Raw genomic sequence first — 20,053 nt, 5'->3', positions numbered from 1 at the left:
CCCGGTGTCCCCGGCCCGGCAGCGTCACCGGGCCGGGGACCAGACCCCGAACCACTGCTCGGCGCCCCACTCCTCGAACCGCTCCACCTCGGTGAACCCGAGCTTCGCCGCGAGGCGCATCGAGCGGAGGTTGGCCGTCTGGGTGTAGAGCACCACCGGCTCACCGGGAAGCACGCCGGAGAACCAGTCGAGTACCGCCGCGCACGCCTCGCCGGCGTACCCGTGTCCCCACGCCTCCGGCAGGAACAGGTAGCCGAGGTGGGTCTCCCCGGCCGCCAGGCGGTCGGCCGGACACTCGGGGCCCTGCGGGTCGAGCTCGACCGTGCCGATCGTCGTTCCGTCGAGCTCGACCACGAAGAAGCCGGGGCGCCGCCCGGGCACCTCGGGCACCATGCGTTCGAGCTCGGCACGCGGCCGAGGGCCACCGACGTAGGTGCCCACCTCCGGCGAGGCGTTCAGCTCGATGACCGCCGTGCGGTCCCGCGCCTCGGACTCACGGAGCACGAGCCGCTCGGTCTTGATCGGGGCAGGCGGCCAGAGGTCGGGGCTTAATACAGTCATGGCTGGCAATCTATCCCCGGGCGCATCGCGCCCCCGAAGGGGCGCGGGCCTGTATCAATGTGCGGCTCCGCCGCGTGGGCGCGAGCAACCCACCACCCGGGATCAGTCCGAATCGAACCGATCCCGGCAGACGGATCCGCTAAATCCCCTGCCACCCCGGCTTGTTGGTGAAGGTGTACCGAAAGTAGTCCGCGAACTTCAGCTTGGACGCGGCGGCCTCGTCGACGACCACCGTGGCGTGCCGGTGCAACTGCAGCGCCGACGCCGGGCACACCGCGGCGACCGGCCCCTCCACCGTCGCCGCGACCGCGTCGGCCTTCCCCTCACCCGTGGCCAGCAGCACCAGGTGCCGTGCCTCCAGGATCGTCCCGATCCCCTGGGTGATGACGTGGTGCGGCACCTGCGTGATGTCCCCGTCGAAGAACCGCGCGTTGTCGACCCGGGTCTGCTCGGTCAGCGTCTTGATCCGGGTCCGCGAGGCCAGGGACGAGCACGGCTCGTTGAACCCGATGTGCCCGTCGGTCCCGATCCCGAGCAGCTGCAGGTCCACGCCGCCCGCCATCGCCAGCTCCGCGTCGTACGCCTCGCAGGCGGCCTGCACGTCCTCGGCCGCGCCGTCCGGGCCGAGGAACGCGTCCATCCCGATCCCGAGCGGCTCCAGCACCTCGCGCCGCAGCACCGAACGGTACGACTCCGGGTGATCGGCCGGCAGCCCCACGTACTCGTCGAGCTGGGCTATGCGCGCCCGCGAGGCGTCCACCGCACCGGCGCGGACCTTGGCGGTGAGCGCCTGGTAGATGGGGAGCGGGGTCGAGCCCGTGGCCACCCCGAGCAGCGCGGCCGGCTTGTGCCGGAGCAGCTGAGCCATGGCCTCGGCGATCAGCTCGCCACCCGCGGCGGCGTCCGGAACGATGACAACTTCCACGCTGGGCCTGCCGTTCTCAAGAGGGCTGGAGGGTCTGGAAGGTCTATGTGGTTTAGACCAATCTGATGGGACCAATCTAACAGAACCGACCCCTGTCGCCGGAGGTCGGGCGCAGAGAAAGGGGACAAGTGCGAGGTTACGTGAATACGTCAGATGGGGTGAATTGAGGAAAATTTCCACGAAGGGGGGCCGCGCCTCGCCCGGGCCGCCGAAAATTGCCCCGGACATCCGGCCCCACGGCCGCCCCCGGCGGGCTACGCTGCGATCGCATCAACTGTGAACAGTCTCCAACGCATAGACACACACCGTGGTCTAGTCCACAATTGCGTACGAGGGCTGAACGAGTACGGCATCAGCCGTACGGCACAGTCACACTCTTCCGTCTTCCCCGCACAGGAAGGCGGACCGAGGAACCGGAGCTCTCTGCCCTGACTGCCCCGGCTCCTCACCTTCGGCCGACCGGGACCGCACACCCCGCGGCCGTTGCTGCTCCGGGCTGCGGTGCCGGGAGGGTTGAGGGTCCCTCTCAGGCGCCGCGGCCCGCGGGTGTTTCCGGGCCCGCCCTTCTCTGCGTACTCGCCGATTTTCGGCCATCCACATACCGCCAGGTACGCTCACAGACGTGCCCTCCATGAACGAACTGGTCCGCCAGCACACCGCCCTCGACGACTCCGACCTCGAGTGGCTCCATCTGCTGGTCTCGGAGTGGCAGCTGCTCTCCGACCTCTCCTTCGCCGACCTGGTCCTGTGGGTCCCCACCCGGGACGGCACCCGGTACGTCTCGGTGGCGCAGATGCGCCCCAACACCGGCCCCACCTCCTACCAGGACGACATGGTCGGCCACCTGGTCCCGCGCGGCCGCCGGCCCATGCTGGACATCGCCCATGACGAGGGCCGGATCGTCCGCGAGGGCGACCCGGAGTGGCGCGAAGAGGTCCCCGTACGGGTCGAGTCCATCCCGGTGCGGCGCGAGGGCCGGGTCCTCGGGGTCATCGCCCGCAACACCAACCTGCTGACCGTGCGCACCCCGAGCCGCCTGGAACTCACCTACCTCCAGAGCGCTTCCGACCTCGCGCAGATGATCGCTGCCGGATCGTTTCCCTTCCCGAACCAGCAGGTCGACATGGACGCCTCGCCGCGGGTCGGCGACGGCCTGATCCGGGTGGACGGCGACGGCATCGTCCAGTACGCCTCCCCGAACGCCCTCTCCGCCTACCACCGCCTCGGTCTCGCCGCCGACCTGCTCGGCCACCACCTCGGCCAGACCACGGCCGAACTCGCCCCGACCAAGGGGCCGGTGGACGAGGCGCTCGCCAAGCTCGCCAGCGGCTGGGCACCGCGCGAGTTCGAGATCGAGTCCGACGACGGCGTCATCCAGTTCCGGGCGATCCCGCTCAAGCCCAAGGGCACCCGCATCGGTTCCCTGGTACTGCTCCGGGACGTCACCGAACTGCGGCGCCGCGAGCGGGAGTTGATCACCAAGGACGCGACCATCCGGGAGATCCACCACCGGGTGAAGAACAACCTCCAGACAGTCGCCGCGCTGCTGCGCCTGCAGGCCCGGCGCATCGATTCGGAACGCGGCCGGGAGGCCCTGGAGGAGGCCGTACGGCGGGTCGGCTCGATCGCGATCGTGCATGAGACGCTGTCTCAGAACCTGGACGAGCGCGTCGAGTTCGACGAGATCGCGGACCGGGTCCTTGCCATGGTCGCGGAGATCTCGCCCGGGAAGGTGACCGGCCGGCGCACCGGCCGCTTCGGGATACTCGACGCCGAGGTGGCCACCCCGCTGTCGATGGTGCTCACCGAAATCCTGCAGAACGCCCTGGAACACGGCTTCCGCGAGGGTGACACCGGCACCGTCGAGGTCACGGCGGTCCGCGGCGGCACCGCCAAGGAGTCCCGGCTGCTCGTCACCGTCCAGGACGACGGCGTCGGCCTGCCCGAGGGCTTCGACCCGCACCGCTCCGGCAACCTCGGCCTGCAGATCGTACGGACGTTGGTGGAGGGCGAGTTGGGCGGCACGTTCGACATGGTGCCGGCGCCGGAGCGGGGCACCCGGGTGATTCTCGACCTGCCGGTGCGCCCGCAGAAGTAGGCCGCGCCGACGGGGAGTTCGGGTGCGGCGCGGCATGGTCGGGTGCGGCGCGGGCTGTTCGGGCACAGCAAAGAGCCCCGGACCTGGTGGGTCCGGGGCTGCTCGCTCGTTGCTGCTCTTACTGCTAAGCGCATCGGGGGTACTGCGCGCTGCGGCTCGGGGGCGGGAGATGCGTACTCGCTGTACGCGCCGCCAAGCTCAGGCTGTCACCAGGGGTGGGACTGTCAGGCGGTGGCCTGACGGGCCCGGTTGCGGGCGGCACGGCGCTTCATCGCGCGACGCTCGTCCTCGCTGAGACCACCCCAGACGCCGGAGTCCTGGCCGGACTCGAGCGCCCACTGCAGACACTGATCCATAACGGGGCAGCGCCGGCAAACGGCCTTGGCTTCCTCGATCTGCAGCAGCGCAGGACCAGTGTTGCCGATGGGGAAGAAGAGCTCGGGGTCTTCCTCGCGGCAAACGGCGTTGTGACGCCAGTCCATGGCTGCTACCTCTCCTTGGTATTACATGCACGTTGCTTGTGAATGTGAACGCTTTCACGAATCCCTCAACAAGTGAAGGGCCGACCGCCAGGTTCCCTGGCAGGGGTCCTGTGAGTTGAAGGGGGATTCCGGTGATCAGTGGACGCCGGTGTTGCGGGCTGTCCCGACCGCCACGTAGAGCCTCGCAAACCTCAGCGACGGATACAACCCCTTCCGGAAAGTTTTTTTTGATTCCTCGGTGTCGACTGGGTCACAGCCGTACTTCCATGGGGTGGATCCTGGCCTAAACGTTCGAGTGAAAGGACTTTGGCCCGTTCCGCTCACACAATCACACGCAGTGCGCGGCGTACGCCTGTGAACGTCACGCTCGTACGCAGTCCTAGGTGGTCGCCGTCCATCTGAAGGGGGAGGGGCGCCTTCGAATGCAAGGTGAACTGGTCCAGATCGTGCAGGGACACCGCGTGCTTGCCGTGGGGTCCCTTCTCGGGGGACGAAGTGAGCAACTGCGTGCCATACCGGGCAGCCGCGGCCGTCGACAGGCGGCTGAGACCGAGTACGTCGATGCCCTTATCGAACGAGGCCTTAGGTGACGTGTACATCGGGCGATTGCCGAGATACGTCCAGGGCGAGGTGTTGCAGACTATCGCCACGACAAGATCAGTGATCGGGTCGGCGCCGGCCCGCTCCAGCGTGATCGTTCCGTGCCGGCGGTGCTGTTCGCCGAGGAATTGCCGGACGACCTGACGAACGTACAGCGCGTGCGTGGATTTCTTACCGAGTTCGCGCTGCTGCTCGACCCGGCCGACCACACCCGCGTCGAAGCCGAGCCCCGCGTTGAAGGTGAACCAGCGGGCCGGGACCGCCTCGTCCTCGGTGCCGGGCGTGCCGGCGGTCAGGCCGAGGCCGACGAGGCGCTCGCGTTTCTCGCGCAGTGCGTCCAGCAGGGCGCCGGTGGCCTCGACCGGGTCGTTGGGCAGACCGAGGGCGCGGGCGAAGACGTTGGTGGAGCCGCCGGGGACCACGGCGAGGCCGGGCAGCCGGTCCGGGTCGGGGCCGTTGTGGAGCAGCCCGTTGACCACCTCGTTGACCGTGCCGTCGCCACCGAGTGCCACGACGAGGTCGATGTCGTCGCTCTCCGCCGCGAGTCGCGCCAGGTCGCGGGCGTGGCCGCGGTACTCGGTGGTGACCGCCTCCAGCTTCACTTCGCTCGCGAGCGCGTGGATGAGGACGTCGCGCCTACGTGCGCTTGTGGTGGTTGCCGCCGGATTGACCACGAGAAGTGCACGCATGGATTGCAGCGTACCTACTGGAAAGTACCGATCCCAGACCGAGTTAGGGATCCGGTAAGAGATAGGGGCGTGAGCCTCAACACTTACGTGTGTCAGCCGAGGGCTACCCTTCTGGGGTGAGTGAAGCGCCTACGGCTGAGAAGACCGACGGAATCGAGGAGTCCCGTCCGCGGCGGCTGACGTACGCTGCCGCGCTGGTCGGGCTGGAAGGGCTCGCCCTGCTGGCCGGCGGGGTGTGGCTCGCCGTGCTCGGGATCACCGGGGATCCGGACGACCGGGGACAGGCGATCACCGGGGGCGTCACCGTGGTCGTGCTGGCGCTGCTGCCGCTGCTCGCCGCGCGCGGGCTGCTGCTGCGGAAGAGCTGGAGCCGGGGGCCGGCGGTGATCACGCAGATCATGGCGTTGCCGGTGGCGTACAACCTGCTGCAGGCCGACAGCGTGGCGATTCCGGTGGGGATTGCTCTTGCCGTGGTGGCGGTGGCTTCGCTGGTGTTGCTGGTGAACTCTGCTACTACCCAGGCCCTGGGGATCAAGGGGCCCGGGCGCAGTAGCTGATCTGCGGGGCGGTGGGGGCTGGTCGCGCCCACGCGGCGGAGCCGCATATTGCTACAGCCCCGCGCCCCTTTGGGGGCGTTCCCCCTCGGGGTGCTGAGAACTACTCCTCCACCAGCAGCTTCTCCCGCAGCTGAGCCAGAGTCCTCGCCAGCAGCCGGGAGACGTGCATCTGGCTGATGCCGACCTCCTGGGCGATCTGGGACTGGGTCATGTTGCCGAAGAAGCGGAGGAGAAGGATCCGCTTCTCGCGGGGCGGGAGGTCTTCCAGGAGGGGCTTGAGGGACTCGCGGTACTCGACGCCCTCCAGGGCCTCGTCCTCCGCGCCGAGGGTGTCGGCGACCGCGGGCGACTCGTCGTCGGTGTCGGGGACGTCCAGGGACAGCGTGGAGTAGGCGTTGGCCGACTCCAGGCCTTCCAGGACCTCCTCCTCCGAGATCGCGAGCTTCTCGGCCAGCTCGTGCACCGTGGGGGAGCGGCCGTGCTGCTGGGACAGCTCCGCCGTGGCGGTGGTGAGCGCGAGGCGCAGCTCCTGGAGGCGGCGCGGGACGCGGACGGCCCAGCCCTTGTCGCGGAAGTGGCGCTTGATCTCGCCGACCACGGTCGGGGTGGCGTACGTCGAGAACTCCACGCCCCGGTCCGGGTCGAACCGGTCGACCGACTTGATCAGGCCGATGGTGGCGACCTGGGTGAGGTCGTCCAGCGGCTCGCCGCGGTTGCGGAACCGGCGCGCGAGGTGCTCCACGAGCGGCAGGTGCATCCGGACCAGCCGATTGCGCAGCTCCGCGTACTCGGCGCTGCCCTCCTTGAGCCCGCGCAGCTCGACGAACAGGGCGCGCGCGCCGCTACGGTCCTGAGGTTCGCTGCGCTCCTGAGGTGCGTGCTGGGTCGCCTGCACCACCTCCGCGGCCAGCGCCTGGTCCTCGGCGTATCGCTCGTGCTCGCTCATCGTCCCGCCCGTCGCCCTTCCGCGAGCCTTCGCCCCGGCTCGGTGCGGGGCCGCGACCCCGTTCCGCCCTTCCGGGGGCGCGCTCTGCACGGCACCCTCCAGACCGGCCTGCGCGGAGGGGTCCTCCGGGTGCGGCCTGGCCTGTTCCGGGATGCCGTCGATGCCGTCAGCCATGCGGCGGGAGCCGGCCCCGGGGCCTTCGCCCCCGGTCGGCAGCTCCCGTGTGCCGCGCTCTTCGTCCCGCACCGGCCCGTCCCCGTTCCTCACGCCGGCCCGGGTCCCGCGCCGCGCTGTTTGTAGAGGCTGATCGACACGGTCTTGTCCTCGTCGACGGCCGACGAGACCTTGCCCGCCAGGGCCGAGAGCACGGTCCAGGCGAAAGTGTCGCGCGAGGGGGCGTGGCCGTCCGTGGTCGGAGCGGAGACCGTGACCTCCAGCGAGTCGTCGACGAGGCGGAAGACACAGCTGAGCACCGAGCCGGGAACGGCCTGCTGGAGCAGGATCGCGCACGCCTCGTCGACTGCGATGCGCAGATCCTCGATCTCGTCCAGGGTGAAGTCCAAGCGGGCGGCGAGACCGGCCGTGGCCGTGCGCAGCACCGACAGGTAGGCACCCGCAGCCGGCAGCCGGACTTCCACGAAGTCCTGGGTCGCGGGCTCGCCTGCGATCTGGGACACCCTCACCTCCATGGTGGTACAAGCTTTTCGGGGCCGAGGGTCGCCCCCCGGGGTAACGCACTACGTGGTTCAGCGGTGACGCTACCGCGCTCCGAACTTTTCTGTCCTGGGACCCCAACCCCCTGACGTCACTCACAGTAAACCTGTGGATACGCTCCGTGTCTAGAGGTCTGCCTTGCCCAATTGGGAAGAGCGCGCGCCGGGTTGACGTACCCCGGCGTCGAACCGTCGAACCGTCGGTGCTGTGGTCTTCAGCAGCCGTAGTGCAGTGTCACACGAGGACGTGGTCGACGAAGCACCAGCGCCAGTCCTCGCCTGGCTCGAACGTCCGCATTATCGGGTGACCGGACGTTTCGTGGTGGCCCGTCGCGTGTCTTCCGGGCGACGAGTCGCAGCAGGCGACGTGGCCACAGGTCAGACAGAGCCGCAGCTGCACCGGGTGCCAGCCCTTGGCGAGACACTCCGGGCAGGTCTCGTTCTGTGGCTCGGGTTCCGGGTGCGGCAGCGCGTCCCGGTGCGTGCACTGTTTCATGATTGCCAGATTACGACGGGTGTGCGGGTGGCCGCGCGAAAAACGAGGGCGGGCGAGGACGATGGACGTGATGCCACTGCTGTTGCTGGTGGCGGGGAGCGCCGCGATCGCGGGTGCGGCCCGGCGCACTCCCGTGCCGGCGCCGCTGCTGCTGGTCGCGGTGGGCCTGATGGTGTCGTACGTGCCCGGGGTCCCCGACTACACCCTCGACCCGGAGATCGTGCTGCCGCTGGTGCTGCCCCCGCTGCTGTACAAGGAGGGCACCGAGAGCTCGTATCTCGACCTGCGGGCGAACATCCGGCCGGTGGCACTGCTCTCGGTGGGGTACGTGCTCTTCGCGACCTTCGTCGTCGGCTGGGCCGCCTACCTGATCGTGCCCGGGCTGCCGCTGCCCGCGGCGCTCGCGCTGGGCGCGGTCGTGGCTCCCACGGACGCGGTCGCGGCCGCCGCGATCGCCCGCCGGGTCGGGCTGCCGTCCCGGCTCACCACGATCCTGCAGGGCGAGTCCCTGCTGAACGACGCCACGGCGATCACCGCCTACCGCGTGGCCGTCGCCGCCGCCGTCGGCGAGGGCGCCTCCTGGGCCCACGGAATCGAGGAGTTCCTCCTGGCCGCGATCGGCGGCGTGGTCGTCGGCGTGGTGCTGATGGTGCCGATCCACTGGCTGCGCACGCATCTGAAGGAGCCGCTGCTCCAGAACACGTTGTCGCTGCTCATCCCGTTCGTCGCGTACAGCGTCGCCGAACAGTTCCATGCCTCCGGCGTGCTGGCGGTCGTCGTGGTCGCCCTCTACCTCGGCCACCGTGCCTGGGAGGTCGACTTCGCCACCCGCCTCCAGGAGGAGGCCGTATGGCGCATGGTGGCGTTCGTGCTGGAGTCGGCGGTCTTCGCGCTGATCGGACTGCAGCTGCCGGTCGTCCTCAAGGGCCTCGGCGCGTACGAGGGCATCGACGCCGCCTGGTACGCGTTCGCCCTCTTCCTGGTCGTGGTGGCGGCCCGGTTCGTCTGGATATACCCGGCGGCCTTCCTGCCGCGGATTCTGTCCCGGCGGATCCGCGAGCGGGAGGACAACCCCACCTGGAGAAGCCCGGCGGTCACCGCCTGGGCGGCCATGCGAGGCGTGGTCTCGCTGGCCATCGCCTTCTCGATCCCGCTCACCGTGCACGGCGGCGGCCCCTTCCCGCAGCGCAACCTGATCCTGTTCCTGACTTTCACCACGGTCATCGGCACCCTGGTGGTGCAGGGCTTCAGCCTGGCCCCGGTGATCCGCCTGATGAAGTTCCCGGCGCGGGACGCCCAGGCCGAGACCCTCGCCGAGGCGAACGCCCAGGCCCAGGCCTCCCGCGCGGCCGAGGCCCGCCTCGACGAACTCCTCTCGGACGACCGCAACGACCTTCCCCCGCCGCTCGCCGACCGCCTCCGCACGGTCCTGGAGCGCCGCCGCAACGCCGTCTGGGAGCGCCTGGGCCAGACCAACCCGGTCACCGGCGAGTCGGTCGACGACACCTACCGCCGTCTCTCCCGCGAGATGATCAGCGCCGAGCGCACGGTCTTCGTCCGGCTCCGCGACCACCGCTACATCGACGACGAGATGCTGCGCACCCTGCTGCGCCGGCTGGACCTGGAGGAGGCGGCCGCGTACCGGGAGGCCGAGTGACATCCGGAACGCGGTCCGCGGTCCGCACGCCGGTCAGGCCGTGAGCACCGCCGCCACGGCCACGTCCCGCCCCAGGCCGCCCTCCCGCGCCAGCTCGACAAGTCCGTACAGCAACTTGGCGACATACAGCCGCTCCACCCGCACCCCGTGCCGCTCCTCGAAGTCCTCCGCGAAGGCGTCGAGTTCGGGTGTCGTACGCCCGTACCCGCCGAAGTGGAACCGCTCGTCGAGCGACCAGTGCCCGCGCCGCCCCCCGAACGCCTCCGCCTGCAACCGCCGTATCTCGCCCTCCAGGAACCCGCCCCTCAGCACCGGTACCCCCAACGCCCGCTGCTCCGCCCCCAGTCCGGCGGCCAGTCCGGCCAGTGTGCCCCCGGTCCCGCAGGCGATCGCCACCACGTCGGCCCGCCCCCGCAGCTCCGTGCCGAGAGCGCGGCAGCCGCGTACCGCGGCCGCGTTGCTGCCGCCCTCCGGCACCACGTAGGCGTCCTCGGCCCCCGCCGCCCGCAGCAGACCGGCCAGTACCTCCGGCTCGGCCTTGCGCCGATACGTCGACCTGTCGACGAAGTGCAGCCGCATCCCGTCGGCGGCGCACCGCGCCAGCGACGGATTCAGCGGCCGGGCGGCCAGTTCCTCGCCCCGCACCACCCCCACCGTGCGGAAGCCCAGGAGACGGCCCGCGGCGGCCGTCGCGCGCAGGTGGTTGGAGTACGCCCCGCCGAAGGTGAGGACCGGCCGGCCGGCCGCCGCCTCGATGTTCGGGACCAGCTTGCGCCACTTGTTGCCGATCAGCTCCGGGTGGATCAGGTCGTCCCGCTTGAGGAGGAGACGGACGCCGTGCCGGGCGAAGCGGTCGTCGGTCACTTCCTGCAGAGGGGAGGGGAGCCGGGGGGTGAGTATGTCGGCGCTGGTCACGTCGTCATTGTCGCCCGGGGCACCGGCGCGGGCTCACTTCAGCCGGTCGCCGACGCGTTCGCGCAGCCAGGTCATCGAGAAGCCGCGCGGGTCCACCTTTCCCGGCTGCCACTCCAGGTGCCCGATCACCGACCGCGCCGACCAGCCGTGCCGCCGGCACACCGCCGCGGCCACCTTCTCGATCGCGTCCAGCTGGGCCTCGGGCCAGGGGTCCTCGCCGTCGCCCAGGTTCTCGCACTCGAAGCCGTAGAAGTGCCGGTTGCCGTCGGTGTTCGCCTCGTTGTCCGGGGGCAGCGCCTTCTCGGCGATCACCGCGCGCAGCACGTCGTCGTCGCCCAGGCCCGCGTGGTTGGCGCGGCCGTAGCCGACGAGGTGGACCGTGCCGTCCTTGGCGATGACACCGTGGCACAGCGGGCCGGGGAGGTCGGGGCGGCCGTCGTGGCAGATGCGGACCGTGGCTTCGGTGCCGTGGGTCACCGTGTGGTGGATCATCACGCCGTGGACGGGGCCCCAGGGGCCCTTGTGGTTCCGGTTGTGGTCCCTCCAGTCGCCGACCTCGACGACCGTGACGCCCTCGTCCCGCAGCGCGTCGAGGAAAGCGCCCGCGGACATGGGTGGGGCCATGACCGCCTCCTTCGCATCCGAACTGGCTGAACTATCTGGACCTTCCAGATCTTCTGGGCTTTCTACAGAAGTCGGGCTTTCCGGGCCAGCCCTGTTCGAGCTTGTTTGGATCTTGTGCGACTCGATCCGGACAAGTCGGCATATTGAGGGGTGGTGGATGAGGTGATTTGTCGGCATGCCCAGTAGTGCGATGATCTATTCCCGCTCTTTCGGGTAATGGTCCCGGCACGTTCCGTGATGACAGGGTGGCCCGTGAGACCGATGCGTGGGCAGTTCGGCGCCCGCGCAGGTATGGGAGGGCATTTCCTTATGTCGGTAGGCGAAGAGGTCCGCACGGATCAGGGCAAGCCGCAGCAGTCTCTGGACACGGCGGCAGCGCGGAACCTGGCCACCACGACCAAGTCCGCGCCCCAGATGCAGGAGATCAGCTCCCGCTGGCTGCTGCGGACGCTGCCCTGGGTCGATGTCCAGGGCGGCACGTACCGGGTGAACCGACGGCTCACCTACACCGTCGGCGACGGCCGTATCACGTTCCTGAAGACCGGCGACCGTGTCGAGGTCATCCCCGCGGAGCTGGGCGAGCTGCCCGTCCTGCGGTCGTACGACGACGAGGAGGTGCTGGCAGAGCTGGCCCAGCGCTGCCGGCAGCGCGACTTCGCCGCGGGCGAGGTCATCGCCTCGTTCGGCAACGGGGCGGACGAGGTCCACCTGCTCGCCCACGGGCGCGTCGAGAAGATCGGCACCGGCCCCTACGGCGACGACGCGGTGCTCGGTGTCCTCGCCGACGGCGCGTACTTCGGCGAGCAGGGCCTGATCGACCCGGACGCCATCTGGGAGTACACCGCCCGCGCGGACACGGCCTGCACCGTCCTGACCCTGTCCCGGCAGGACTTCGAGCAGGTCGCCGAGCGGGCCGACTCACTGCGCGAGCACCTCCAGCAGTTGCGCGCGATCCCCGAGCAGCGCACCAACAAGTACGGCGAGAAGGAGGTCGCCCTCGCGGCCGGCCACAGCGGCGAGCCCGACATCCCGCACACCTTCGTCGACTACGAGGCCCGGCCGCGTGAGTACGAGCTGAGCATCGCCCAGACCGTGCTGCGCATCCACACCCGCGTGGCCGACCTTTACAACCAGCCGATGAACCAGACCGAGCACCAGTTGCGGCTCACCGTCGAGGCGTTGAAGGAGCGTCAGGAGCACGAGCTCATCAACAACCGGGAGTTCGGACTGCTCAGCAACTGCCAGTACGACCAGCGGCTGCAGCCGCACGACGGCGTGCCCAGCCCGGACGACATGGACGAGCTGCTCAGCCGCCGGCGCGGCACCAAGCTCTTCCTCGCCCACCCGCGCGCGATCGCCGCCTTCGGGCGTGAGCTCAACAAGCGCGGACTGGTCCCGGAGACCGTCGAGATCGGCGGCAACCGTATCCCGACCTGGCGCGGAGTCCCGATCTACCCCTGCAACAAGATCCCGGTCACCGAGGCCCGGACCACGTCGATCATCGCCATGCGTACCGGCGAGGACAACCAGGGCGTCGTCGGACTGCGGCAGTCCGGTCTGCCCGACGAGATCGAGCCGAGCCTCTCGGTCCGCTTCATGGGCATCAACGAGCAGGCCATCATCAGTTACCTGGTCACGGCCTACTACTCGGCCGCCGTGCTGGTCCCGGACGCCCTCGGTGTGCTGGAGAACGTCGAGATCGGCCGCTGGAGGTGACGTTTCCGCACTTGGTGGCCGTGTCCCCGCCCTCCGGGGCGGGTACACCCTCGGGGTACGTGCCGAGGCGGGGCGGAGACGCCACCGTACGCGCACTCCGCGAGGGGGAGGCCATGGCCGAGTTCGTGACGGAGCGGCAGCAGCGTGCCACGCAGCTGCCGCCGGGGAGGTCGGAGTCGCTCGACGGAGCGGAGGCCGCCGCCATACTGGAGCGCGTCCGGGCGTCCGTCGACCCCGAACTGCGCACCGCCGTGGCGTCGTTGCCCGGTCCGATGCGGCGGGTCGCGCGCTACCACTTCGGCTGGGAGCACGCGGACGGCACCCCGGCGGACGGCAACGCGGGCAAGGCCATCCGGCCCGCGCTGGTCCTCGCCGCCGCCGACGCGCTCGGCGGACCGGCGGCCCGCGCGGCCGCCGTACGGGCCGCGGCCGCCGTGGAGCTGGTGCACAACTTCACCCTGCTGCACGACGACGTCATGGACCGCGACACCTCCCGCAGGCACCGGCCCACCGCGTGGACCGTGTTCGGCGACGCGGACGCGATCCTCGCCGGGGACGCCCTCCAGGCGCTCGCCCTCAGGCTGCTCGCCGAGGACCCGCACCCGGCGTCCGCGGCGGCCGCCGCCAGGCTCGCGGACTGCGTCCTCGAACTGTGCGCGGGACAACACGCGGACACGGCCATGGAGGTCCGGGCACCCGACGAGGTCACCCTCGACGAGGTGCTCGCCATGGCCGAGGCCAAGACCGGGGCGCTGCTCGGCTGCGCCTGCGCCTTGGGCGCGCTGTACGCGGGGGCGGGAGCGGCGGAGGTGGCGGCGCTCGACGGCTTCGGCCGCCAGGCCGGGCTGGCCTTCCAGCTGATCGACGACGTCATCGGGATATGGGGTGACCCCCGGCGCACCGGCAAGCCGGCCGGTGCGGACCTGGCCGCCCGCAAGAAGTCCCTGCCGGTCGTCGCGGCCCTCACCTCCGGTACCCCGGCCGCCGCCGACCTCGCCGAACTGTATGCCAAGCCGCATCTGCGGGCCGACGCCGACGAGATCGCGCGGACCGCACTGGCCGTGGAGCGGGCGGGCGGCCGGGACTGGGCGCAGTCCGAGGCGGCCGACCGGATGGGCCGGGCGATGCAGGAGCTCGCCCGTGCCGTGCCCGGCCCGGAGGCGGCCGACGGCCTGCTCGCGCTCGCCGAGTTCGTGACCCGGCGCAGCAGGTGAAGACCCCGGAGCCCCCGGGACCGCGCGGCTCCTGACCCCGCGCGGTTCCCCGGGGGCTCCGGCCCGACGGGTCCCGCACATCCCCACGGTGTGCGGGGCTCGCCGATTCCCGCCGTGGCGTTTCCTGCTGGGCGACGGGCGACGGGCGACGGGCGACGGGCGACGGGCGACGGGCGACGGGCGACGGGCGACGGGCGACGGGCGCGGCTGCCGGGCCCGGCCTACGCTGGGGGCATGGACAGCCAGGACCAGGTCTGTCCGGTCTGCGGACAGCCCGTCGAACGTGTGGTGCGGCGGCACAAGACGCTGGGTGCCTGGGTTCCGGTCTGGGGACCCGGTCCCTGCCGTAACCCCCACTGCGGCGAGCACACCGGGCCGCCGGGCCCGCAGGAGGCGTCATCACCCGGGCCCCCGCCGCCCGGGCCCGCCGAGCGGGGACCATAGCGTGAGGCCATGACCGCACTCCCGAACATCCTGCACATCACCGAACGCACCCTCTGGGAGGAGGCCCGCGCGCGAGGCGGCTACGAGATGTCCACCCGCGGCCGCACCCTCCAGGAGGAGGGCTTCATCCACTGCTCCACCCGCGACCAGCTCCCGCGGGTGGCGGCCTTCCTGTACGGCGCCTACGACGGCCCGGACGAACTGGTGGTGCTGGTCGTGGACCCGGCCCGGGTCGGCGTCCCGGTGAAGTGGGAGGCACCGGAGCCGGGCGGTGAGGAGTTCCCGCACGTGTACGGACCGATACCGGTCACGGCCGTGGTGGACGTGGAGCCCTGGGCTCAACACCCGGCCGGCTAGCCCCTAGCCCCGGCTCGGGAGGCCGCCGGTCTCGGGGTCGCGGCCGGTGAGGCAGTAGACGCCGCCCGCCGGGTCGCGCATCACCGTCCAGTGGCGGCCGTCGGCCACGTGCACGGCGCCGAGTTCCTCGTGCCGGGCGCGGGTCGCCGGGATGTCCGCGCACGCCAGGTCGAGGTGGGCGCCTGCGGGCTGTTCGTCGTCCAGCCGCTGGAGCAGGATCCGCACGGGCAGGCCGCCCGGCTGCCTGAGCACCCGGAACTCCGGCAGCGCGCCGGTCAGCAGCTCCCAGCCGGTCAGCTGCGCCCAGAACGCGGTCTCCGCCTCGTACGCGGACGGCGGGATGTCGAGGCTGACCTGGTCGAGCCGGCTGCCCGCCACGACCGGCGGCCGTACCGACTCCCCGTGCCAGGACACGGCGCACCACAACTGCCCGGCCGGCGACCGCAGGACGGTCCACCCGTCGTGCTCGGCGACCGTCTCGGCGCCGAGTTCCCGCCCCCGCTTCACCAGGCCCGGCACGTCCTCGACGCAGAGGTCCAGGTGGGCTCCGCCGTGGCCCGACTCGACGCCCTGGAGCTTGACGCAGGCGTCGACGCCGGAGGCCGGCAGCAGCGTCACGAACTCGTCGTTCTCGCCACGCGGTGCGGAGAGGAAGGTGCCGGTGACAGCGGTCCAGAACGCCTGGGCGGCGGCGAGGTGCGCCGCGGGGCGGTCGGCGAAGGCGTACGTCCAGCGGATGCTCATAACGTGATCGTAAGTGTGCTAACCGGCCGCCCGGCGCTCCGTGAAGCGCAGCAGGTTCCCCGCCGGGTCCCGGAACGCGCAGTCCCGCACGCCCCAGTGCTGGTCCATGGGCTCCTGGATCACGTCTCCGCCGTGCTCCCGCACCCGCTCGTACAGCGCGTCGCAGTCGGTGGTGGAGAAGATCACCCCGCGCAGCATGCCCTTGGCGAGCAGTTCGGCCATGGCCTGCCGGTCGGCGGGGGAGGCGTCCGGGTTGGCGCCCGGCGGCTCCAGCACGATCTCCACGCCCGGCTGCTGCGGCGACCCGACGGTCACCCACCGCATCCCCTCGAACTCCACGTCGTTGTGGACCTCCAGGCCGAGAACGTCACGGTAGAAGGCCAGCGCCTTGTCGTGGTCGTCGACGGCGATGAAACACTGCGCGAGTTTTACGTCCATGGGGTCAGGCTAGGAGGAAACGTCCGGGGGCGCGTGCGGTCGGTCTCGTGCAGCCGGGCTTTTGCGGTCGGGCTTTTGCGGTCGGTCTCGTGCGGTCAGTACGGCCGGCGGCGCGGCCGGGTGAACGTACGGGCCACGCAGGACGGGATGACCGTGCTCTCCTCGTGGTCCCGCGCCCGGTACGCGCTCGGCGTCTCCCCGACCAGTTCGGTGAACCGCGAGCTGAAGGACCCCAGCGACGTACAGCCGACCGCCATGCACACCTCGGTCACCGTGAGGTCGCCGCGGCGCAGCAGCGCCTTGGCCCGCTCGACCCGCCGGGTCATGAGATAGCTGTACGGCGTCTCCCCGAAGGCCTTGCGGAAGCTGCGCTGGAAGTGGCCGGGCGACATGAGGGCGGTCCGGGCGAGCTCGGCCATGTCGAGCGGCTCCGCGTACTCGCGGTCCATGCGGTCACGCGCCCGGCGCAGTCGCCTCAGGTCCTCCAGGAGGGGGGTCACCCGCCCAGCATGGCATGCACATCGCACACACGACGGGGGGTTGTTTTTGGACGTGCGTTTGCCTCTGGTTCTCGCGTAATTGGCCCGTGCTTGTTTGCATAAAGGAATGGACCACATCACGTTCCTCGTGGCGGTCGTGATCGTCACTGCACTTGCGTTCGACTTCACCAACGGGTTTCACGACACGGCGAACGCGATGGCCACGTCCATCGCGACCGGCGCGCTCAAACCGAAGACAGCGGTTCTGATCAGCGGCGTACTGAATCTGGTCGGAGCCTTCCTCTCCACGGAGGTCGCCAAGACGATCTCCGGCGGCATTGTGAACGACGCCAAGGTGACCCCCGCGATGATCTTCGCGGGCCTCGTAGGGGCGATCCTGTGGAATCTGATGACCTGGCTGGTCGGGCTGCCGTCCAGTTCCTCGCACGCCTTGTTCGGCGGGCTGATCGGAGCCGTGTGGGTCGGCGCGGGCTCCGGCGCGGTCAACTTCGACAAGGTTGTCGAGAAGATCATCATCCCGGCGTTCGCCTCGCCGGTGGTGGCCGGCGTCGCGGCGCTGATCGCGACGTACTGCGCCTACAAGCTCACCGCCCGCGGCCGCGAGGGCTCCGTGACCAAGGGCTTCCGGCTCGGGCAGATCGGCTCGGCCTCGCTGGTCTCGCTCGCGCACGGCACCAACGACGCCCAGAAGACCATGGGCATCATCACCCTGACCCTGATCTCCGTCGGCGCCCTCCCGGGCGACGCCGGCCCACCGGTCTGGGTGATCTTCAGCGCCGGTCTCGCCATCGCCCTCGGCACCTACATCGGCGGCTGGCGGATCATCCGCACCATGGGCAAGGGCCTGACCGAGATCCAGTCCCCGCAGGGCTTCGCGGCGGAGACCGCCTCCACGGCCGTCATCCTGACCTCCGCCCACATGGGCTTCGCGCTGTCCACCACGCAGGTCGCCTCCGGTTCCATCCTCGGCGCGGGCGTCGGCCGCCGGCTTGCGGAGGTCCGCTGGGGCGTCGCCGGCCGTATGGTGGCCGCCTGGGTGATCACGCTGCCCTGCGCCGCGCTGGTCGGCGGCATCTCCGCGTACGCGGTCAAGCACGGCGGCAACTTCGGCACGGTCGTGGTCGCGCTGGTCGGCGCCGCGCTCGCGGCCGGCATCGTCGTGCTGTCGCGGCGCAACCCGATCGACGCGAAGAACGTCAACGACGGCCACGAGGTCGCCATCCGCACCACACCCCCGTCCAACGTCGGCACCGCCGCCTGAGTGAGGGAGTTCCCATGACCATCGACTGGACCGCACTCGGCGAGGTCACCGCGGTGAGCATTGGCGTTACATTCGCAGTGGTGGTTGTCTTCGCCTTCGGCGTCCTCGGGCTCGCCCGCTACGAGGGGGCCAAGGAGGAGGGCGGCACCAGCGCCGTCGGCGCCGCCCAGGCAGGGCTGTGCCTCCTCGCCTGCGTGGCGGTGGTGGCGTACGGCATCTACCTGATCGTGCCGCAGTTCCACTGAACCGCAGACACCCACAAGCCGCTGAGGAGGACTGGATGACGACGCCGGACCTGCTGTCCGACCTGGCCGACCTGAAGGTCGACTACAGCGACCCGGACGACCCCGTACTGATCCGCCCGGACGGATCCCCGATCGACACCTGGCGGGAGAACTACCCGTACGCGTCCCGCATGGAGCGCAAGGAGTACGAGTGGCACAAGCGGCTCCAGCAGATCGAACTGCTGAAGCTGCAGACCTGGATCAAGGAGACGGGACGCCGGATCGTCATCGTCTTCGAGGGCCGGGACGCGGCCGGCAAGGGCGGCACCATCAAGCGCTTCACGGAGCACCTGAACCCCCGTGGCGCGCGGGTGGTGGCCCTGGAGAAGCCCACGGAGCGCGAGAGCGGTCAGTGGTACTTCCAGCGCTACGTCGAACACCTGCCGACCGCCGGTGAGATCGTGATGTTCGACCGCTCCTGGTACAACCGGGCCGGCGTCGAGCGGGTCATGGGCTTCTGCTCGGACGACGAGTACCGGCGCTTCATGCGCCAGGCCCCGCTGTTCGAGCGGATGCTGGTGGACGACGGGGTGGACCTGGTGAAGTTCTGGTTCTCGGTCTCGCAGGGCGAGCAGCGGACCCGCTTCACCATCCGCCAGGTCGACCCGGTACGGCAGTGGAAGCTCAGCCCGATGGATCTGGCCTCGCTGGATCTCTGGGACAACTACACGGCCGCGAAGGTCGCGATGTTCCGCGAGACGGACACCGAGTACGCGCCCTGGACCGTGGTGAAGAGCAACGACAAGAAGCGGGCCCGGGTCGAGGCCATGCGCAGCGTGCTGGCCCGCTTCGACTACGCCAACAAGGACGAGGAGGTCGTCGGCAGCCCGGACCCGCGGATCGTGGGTGCGGCGGCCGGCCTGCTGGAGGCGGGCGAGGACGACCACGGCGGGCACTGAGCGCTCCGCCGGGGGTGCCGCGATGTGCCGTCTGCGGCGCCGTCGTGGCTGGTCGCGCAGTTCCTCCCCCAGCCTTCGGCCGGGGGTACCCCCAGCGCCCCTTACGGGGCGCGGCCGAACCGTGGCGGACTTCGCCGGACCCGCTCAGAGCCCGTCACCCGACAGGGGCCGGCCGGACCTCCGGCCGGCCCTTCCTCGTGCCCCGCCCCGCAACCCCTGCGCGCGCCCCCCGACTTGGCGGAAAGCCGGCCCGTCGGAGCCGGCCGGCTCACCTGTGGCGGAGTTCATGACCAGGATTGCGGTCGTGAACGGATGGACATGGTTCGGCCCGGTGACCCATGATCCCTTGCATGATCCGCGCCGCCACCGAGAACGACGTCCCCGAGATCCGCGCCATGATCCGCGAACTCGCCGCATACGAACGGGCCGTGGAGCAGGCCCGGGCCACCGAGGAGCAGCTCCGCGAGGCGCTGTTCGGCACCCGTCCCGCGGCCTACGCGCTGGTCGCCGAGGACGAGTCCACGGGCGGACTCGTGGGCTACGCGCTGTGGTTCCCGACCTTCTCGACGTGGACCGGAACCCGGGGCATGCACCTGGAGGACCTCTACGTGCGCCCCGACGCCCGCGGCGGCGGCCACGGCCGGGCCCTGCTCGCCGCCCTCGCCGCGCTCTGCCTGCACGAGGGCTTCGAGCGCTTCGAGTGGTGGGTGCTGGCCTGGAACGAGCCGGCGGTCGGCTTCTACCGGTCGCTCGGCGCGGAGTTCCTGGACGAGTGGCGGATCTGCCGGCTGGCCGGCGAGCCGCTCAAGGAACTGGCCGCCGCCTCATAGGCCGTCGTCAGCCAAAAAAGACCGCACCCGAACCCTCCGGAACACCGTGAACGGCGGTCCGTCGGGCCGGGTGCGGTCTGTTGAGGCCTTGGCAACCGTGAGG

The 20,053-nt window shown here is 70.6% G+C and carries 22 protein-coding genes; 10 read left to right on the top strand and 12 right to left on the bottom strand.

Annotated features, from left to right (window positions below; translation table 11 throughout):
* Positions 1 to 24: 24 nt before the first annotated feature.
* Both ABT137_RS47075 and nagB read right to left on the bottom strand, forming a co-directional pair.
* A complete protein-coding gene (locus ABT137_RS47075; protein WP_351719311.1) occupies positions 25 to 561 on the bottom strand; it encodes a GNAT family N-acetyltransferase in 537 nt (178 codons plus the stop codon).
* 139 nt (positions 562 to 700) lie between these two features.
* Positions 701 to 1,486 (bottom strand): glucosamine-6-phosphate deaminase, encoded by a 786-nt coding sequence (nagB, locus tag ABT137_RS47070; RefSeq protein WP_351719309.1) that lies wholly within the window; start codon positions 1,484 to 1,486, stop codon positions 701 to 703.
* 631 nt (positions 1,487 to 2,117) lie between these two features.
* Here nagB and ABT137_RS47065 point away from each other — a divergent pair.
* Positions 2,118 to 3,584, top strand: a complete 1,467-nt coding sequence (locus tag ABT137_RS47065) for a sensor histidine kinase (RefSeq protein ID WP_351719335.1) — start codon at positions 2,118 to 2,120, stop codon at positions 3,582 to 3,584.
* 224 nt (positions 3,585 to 3,808) lie between these two features.
* Here ABT137_RS47065 and ABT137_RS47060 read toward each other — a convergent pair whose 3' ends face one another.
* Together ABT137_RS47060 and ABT137_RS47055 are read right to left on the bottom strand one after the other, a co-directional pair.
* On the bottom strand, positions 3,809 to 4,066 hold the full coding sequence (locus tag ABT137_RS47060; protein WP_010353616.1) for a WhiB family transcriptional regulator: 258 nt from the start codon (positions 4,064 to 4,066) through the stop codon (positions 3,809 to 3,811).
* 320 nt (positions 4,067 to 4,386) lie between these two features.
* Positions 4,387 to 5,355: a diacylglycerol/lipid kinase family protein gene (locus ABT137_RS47055; protein ID WP_351719307.1), complete on the bottom strand. Its 969-nt coding sequence runs from the start codon at positions 5,353 to 5,355 to the stop codon at positions 4,387 to 4,389.
* A 116-nt stretch (positions 5,356 to 5,471) separates the two neighbouring features.
* On the opposite strand from ABT137_RS47055, the gene ABT137_RS47050 reads away from it, so the two are divergent.
* Entirely contained in the window at positions 5,472 to 5,912 is a 441-nt protein-coding gene (locus ABT137_RS47050; protein WP_351719305.1) for a hypothetical protein, read from the top strand.
* Between the two features lie 100 nt (positions 5,913 to 6,012).
* Here ABT137_RS47050 and ABT137_RS47045 read toward each other — a convergent pair whose 3' ends face one another.
* From ABT137_RS47045 to ABT137_RS47035, 3 genes are all read right to left on the bottom strand, one after another.
* A complete protein-coding gene (locus ABT137_RS47045; RefSeq protein WP_351719303.1) occupies positions 6,013 to 7,125 on the bottom strand; it encodes an RNA polymerase sigma factor SigF in 1,113 nt (370 codons plus the stop codon).
* Complete coding sequence (locus ABT137_RS47040; RefSeq protein ID WP_004925829.1) at positions 7,122 to 7,535, bottom strand: ATP-binding protein; 414 nt, start codon at positions 7,533 to 7,535, stop codon at positions 7,122 to 7,124. Before ABT137_RS47040 ends, ABT137_RS47045 begins: the two co-directional genes overlap by 4 nt.
* 271 nt (positions 7,536 to 7,806) lie before the next feature.
* Positions 7,807 to 8,067, bottom strand: a complete 261-nt coding sequence (locus ABT137_RS47035) for a UBP-type zinc finger domain-containing protein (RefSeq protein ID WP_351719301.1) — start codon at positions 8,065 to 8,067, stop codon at positions 7,807 to 7,809.
* 61 nt (positions 8,068 to 8,128) lie between these two features.
* On the opposite strand from ABT137_RS47035, the gene ABT137_RS47030 reads away from it, so the two are divergent.
* Positions 8,129 to 9,724 (top strand): Na+/H+ antiporter, encoded by a 1,596-nt coding sequence (locus ABT137_RS47030; protein WP_351719298.1) that lies wholly within the window; start codon positions 8,129 to 8,131, stop codon positions 9,722 to 9,724.
* 33 nt (positions 9,725 to 9,757) lie between these two features.
* On the opposite strand, the gene ABT137_RS47025 is transcribed toward ABT137_RS47030, so the two are convergent.
* On the bottom strand, positions 9,758 to 10,639 hold the full coding sequence (locus ABT137_RS47025; protein ID WP_351719296.1) for a 1-aminocyclopropane-1-carboxylate deaminase/D-cysteine desulfhydrase: 882 nt from the start codon (positions 10,637 to 10,639) through the stop codon (positions 9,758 to 9,760).
* A 33-nt stretch (positions 10,640 to 10,672) separates the two neighbouring features.
* Positions 10,673 to 11,263: an N-acetylmuramoyl-L-alanine amidase gene (locus tag ABT137_RS47020; RefSeq protein WP_351719293.1), complete on the bottom strand. Its 591-nt coding sequence runs from the start codon at positions 11,261 to 11,263 to the stop codon at positions 10,673 to 10,675.
* Positions 11,264 to 11,572: 309 nt separating this feature from the next.
* Between ABT137_RS47020 and ABT137_RS47015 the strand changes: the two genes are divergently transcribed.
* The 3 genes from ABT137_RS47015 (at position 11,573) to ABT137_RS47005 (ending at position 14,994) form a co-directional block, all read left to right on the top strand.
* Positions 11,573 to 12,979 carry a family 2B encapsulin nanocompartment shell protein gene (locus ABT137_RS47015; protein WP_351719291.1) on the top strand — a complete coding sequence of 469 codons (1,407 nt, stop codon included), beginning with the start codon at positions 11,573 to 11,575 and terminating at the stop codon, positions 12,977 to 12,979.
* A 113-nt stretch (positions 12,980 to 13,092) separates the two neighbouring features.
* Positions 13,093 to 14,193 carry a family 2 encapsulin nanocompartment cargo protein polyprenyl transferase gene (locus ABT137_RS47010; protein ID WP_351719288.1) on the top strand — a complete coding sequence of 367 codons (1,101 nt, stop codon included), beginning with the start codon at positions 13,093 to 13,095 and terminating at the stop codon, positions 14,191 to 14,193.
* A 453-nt stretch (positions 14,194 to 14,646) separates the two neighbouring features.
* Positions 14,647 to 14,994, top strand: coding sequence for a DUF952 domain-containing protein (locus tag ABT137_RS47005; protein ID WP_351719286.1), 348 nt, complete (start codon positions 14,647 to 14,649; stop codon positions 14,992 to 14,994).
* Positions 14,995 to 14,997: 3 nt separating this feature from the next.
* Here ABT137_RS47005 and ABT137_RS47000 read toward each other — a convergent pair whose 3' ends face one another.
* The 3 genes from ABT137_RS47000 to ABT137_RS46990 form a co-directional block, all read right to left on the bottom strand.
* Positions 14,998 to 15,738, bottom strand: coding sequence for a VOC family protein (locus ABT137_RS47000; protein WP_351719283.1), 741 nt, complete (start codon positions 15,736 to 15,738; stop codon positions 14,998 to 15,000).
* Between the two features lie 18 nt (positions 15,739 to 15,756).
* Entirely contained in the window at positions 15,757 to 16,176 is a 420-nt protein-coding gene (locus tag ABT137_RS46995; protein WP_351719281.1) for a VOC family protein, read from the bottom strand.
* 95 nt (positions 16,177 to 16,271) lie between these two features.
* Positions 16,272 to 16,625: a helix-turn-helix transcriptional regulator gene (locus ABT137_RS46990; RefSeq protein WP_093499149.1), complete on the bottom strand. Its 354-nt coding sequence runs from the start codon at positions 16,623 to 16,625 to the stop codon at positions 16,272 to 16,274.
* Positions 16,626 to 16,782: 157 nt separating this feature from the next.
* Here ABT137_RS46990 and ABT137_RS46985 point away from each other — a divergent pair, with 157 nt between their 5' ends.
* The 4 genes from ABT137_RS46985 (at position 16,783) to ABT137_RS46970 (ending at position 19,950) form a co-directional block, all read left to right on the top strand.
* Positions 16,783 to 17,937: an inorganic phosphate transporter gene (locus tag ABT137_RS46985; RefSeq protein WP_351719279.1), complete on the top strand. Its 1,155-nt coding sequence runs from the start codon at positions 16,783 to 16,785 to the stop codon at positions 17,935 to 17,937.
* Positions 17,938 to 17,951: 14 nt separating this feature from the next.
* On the top strand, positions 17,952 to 18,182 hold the full coding sequence (locus ABT137_RS46980) for a hypothetical protein (protein WP_351719277.1): 231 nt from the start codon (positions 17,952 to 17,954) through the stop codon (positions 18,180 to 18,182).
* A gap of 35 nt (positions 18,183 to 18,217) precedes the next feature.
* On the top strand, positions 18,218 to 19,120 hold the full coding sequence (gene ppk2 / locus ABT137_RS46975) for a polyphosphate kinase 2 (RefSeq protein WP_351719274.1): 903 nt from the start codon (positions 18,218 to 18,220) through the stop codon (positions 19,118 to 19,120).
* A gap of 350 nt (positions 19,121 to 19,470) precedes the next feature.
* On the top strand, positions 19,471 to 19,950 hold the full coding sequence (locus ABT137_RS46970) for a GNAT family N-acetyltransferase (RefSeq protein ID WP_351719273.1): 480 nt from the start codon (positions 19,471 to 19,473) through the stop codon (positions 19,948 to 19,950).
* The last annotated feature ends 103 nt before the right edge of the window (positions 19,951 to 20,053 follow it).

This window comes from Streptomyces sp. NPDC001980 (assembly GCF_040296885.1).
Classification (GTDB): domain Bacteria; phylum Actinomycetota; class Actinomycetes; order Streptomycetales; family Streptomycetaceae; genus Streptomyces.
The sequence above is the reverse complement of the archived record's forward strand: the minus strand, read 5'-3'. Positions and strand labels throughout refer to the sequence as shown.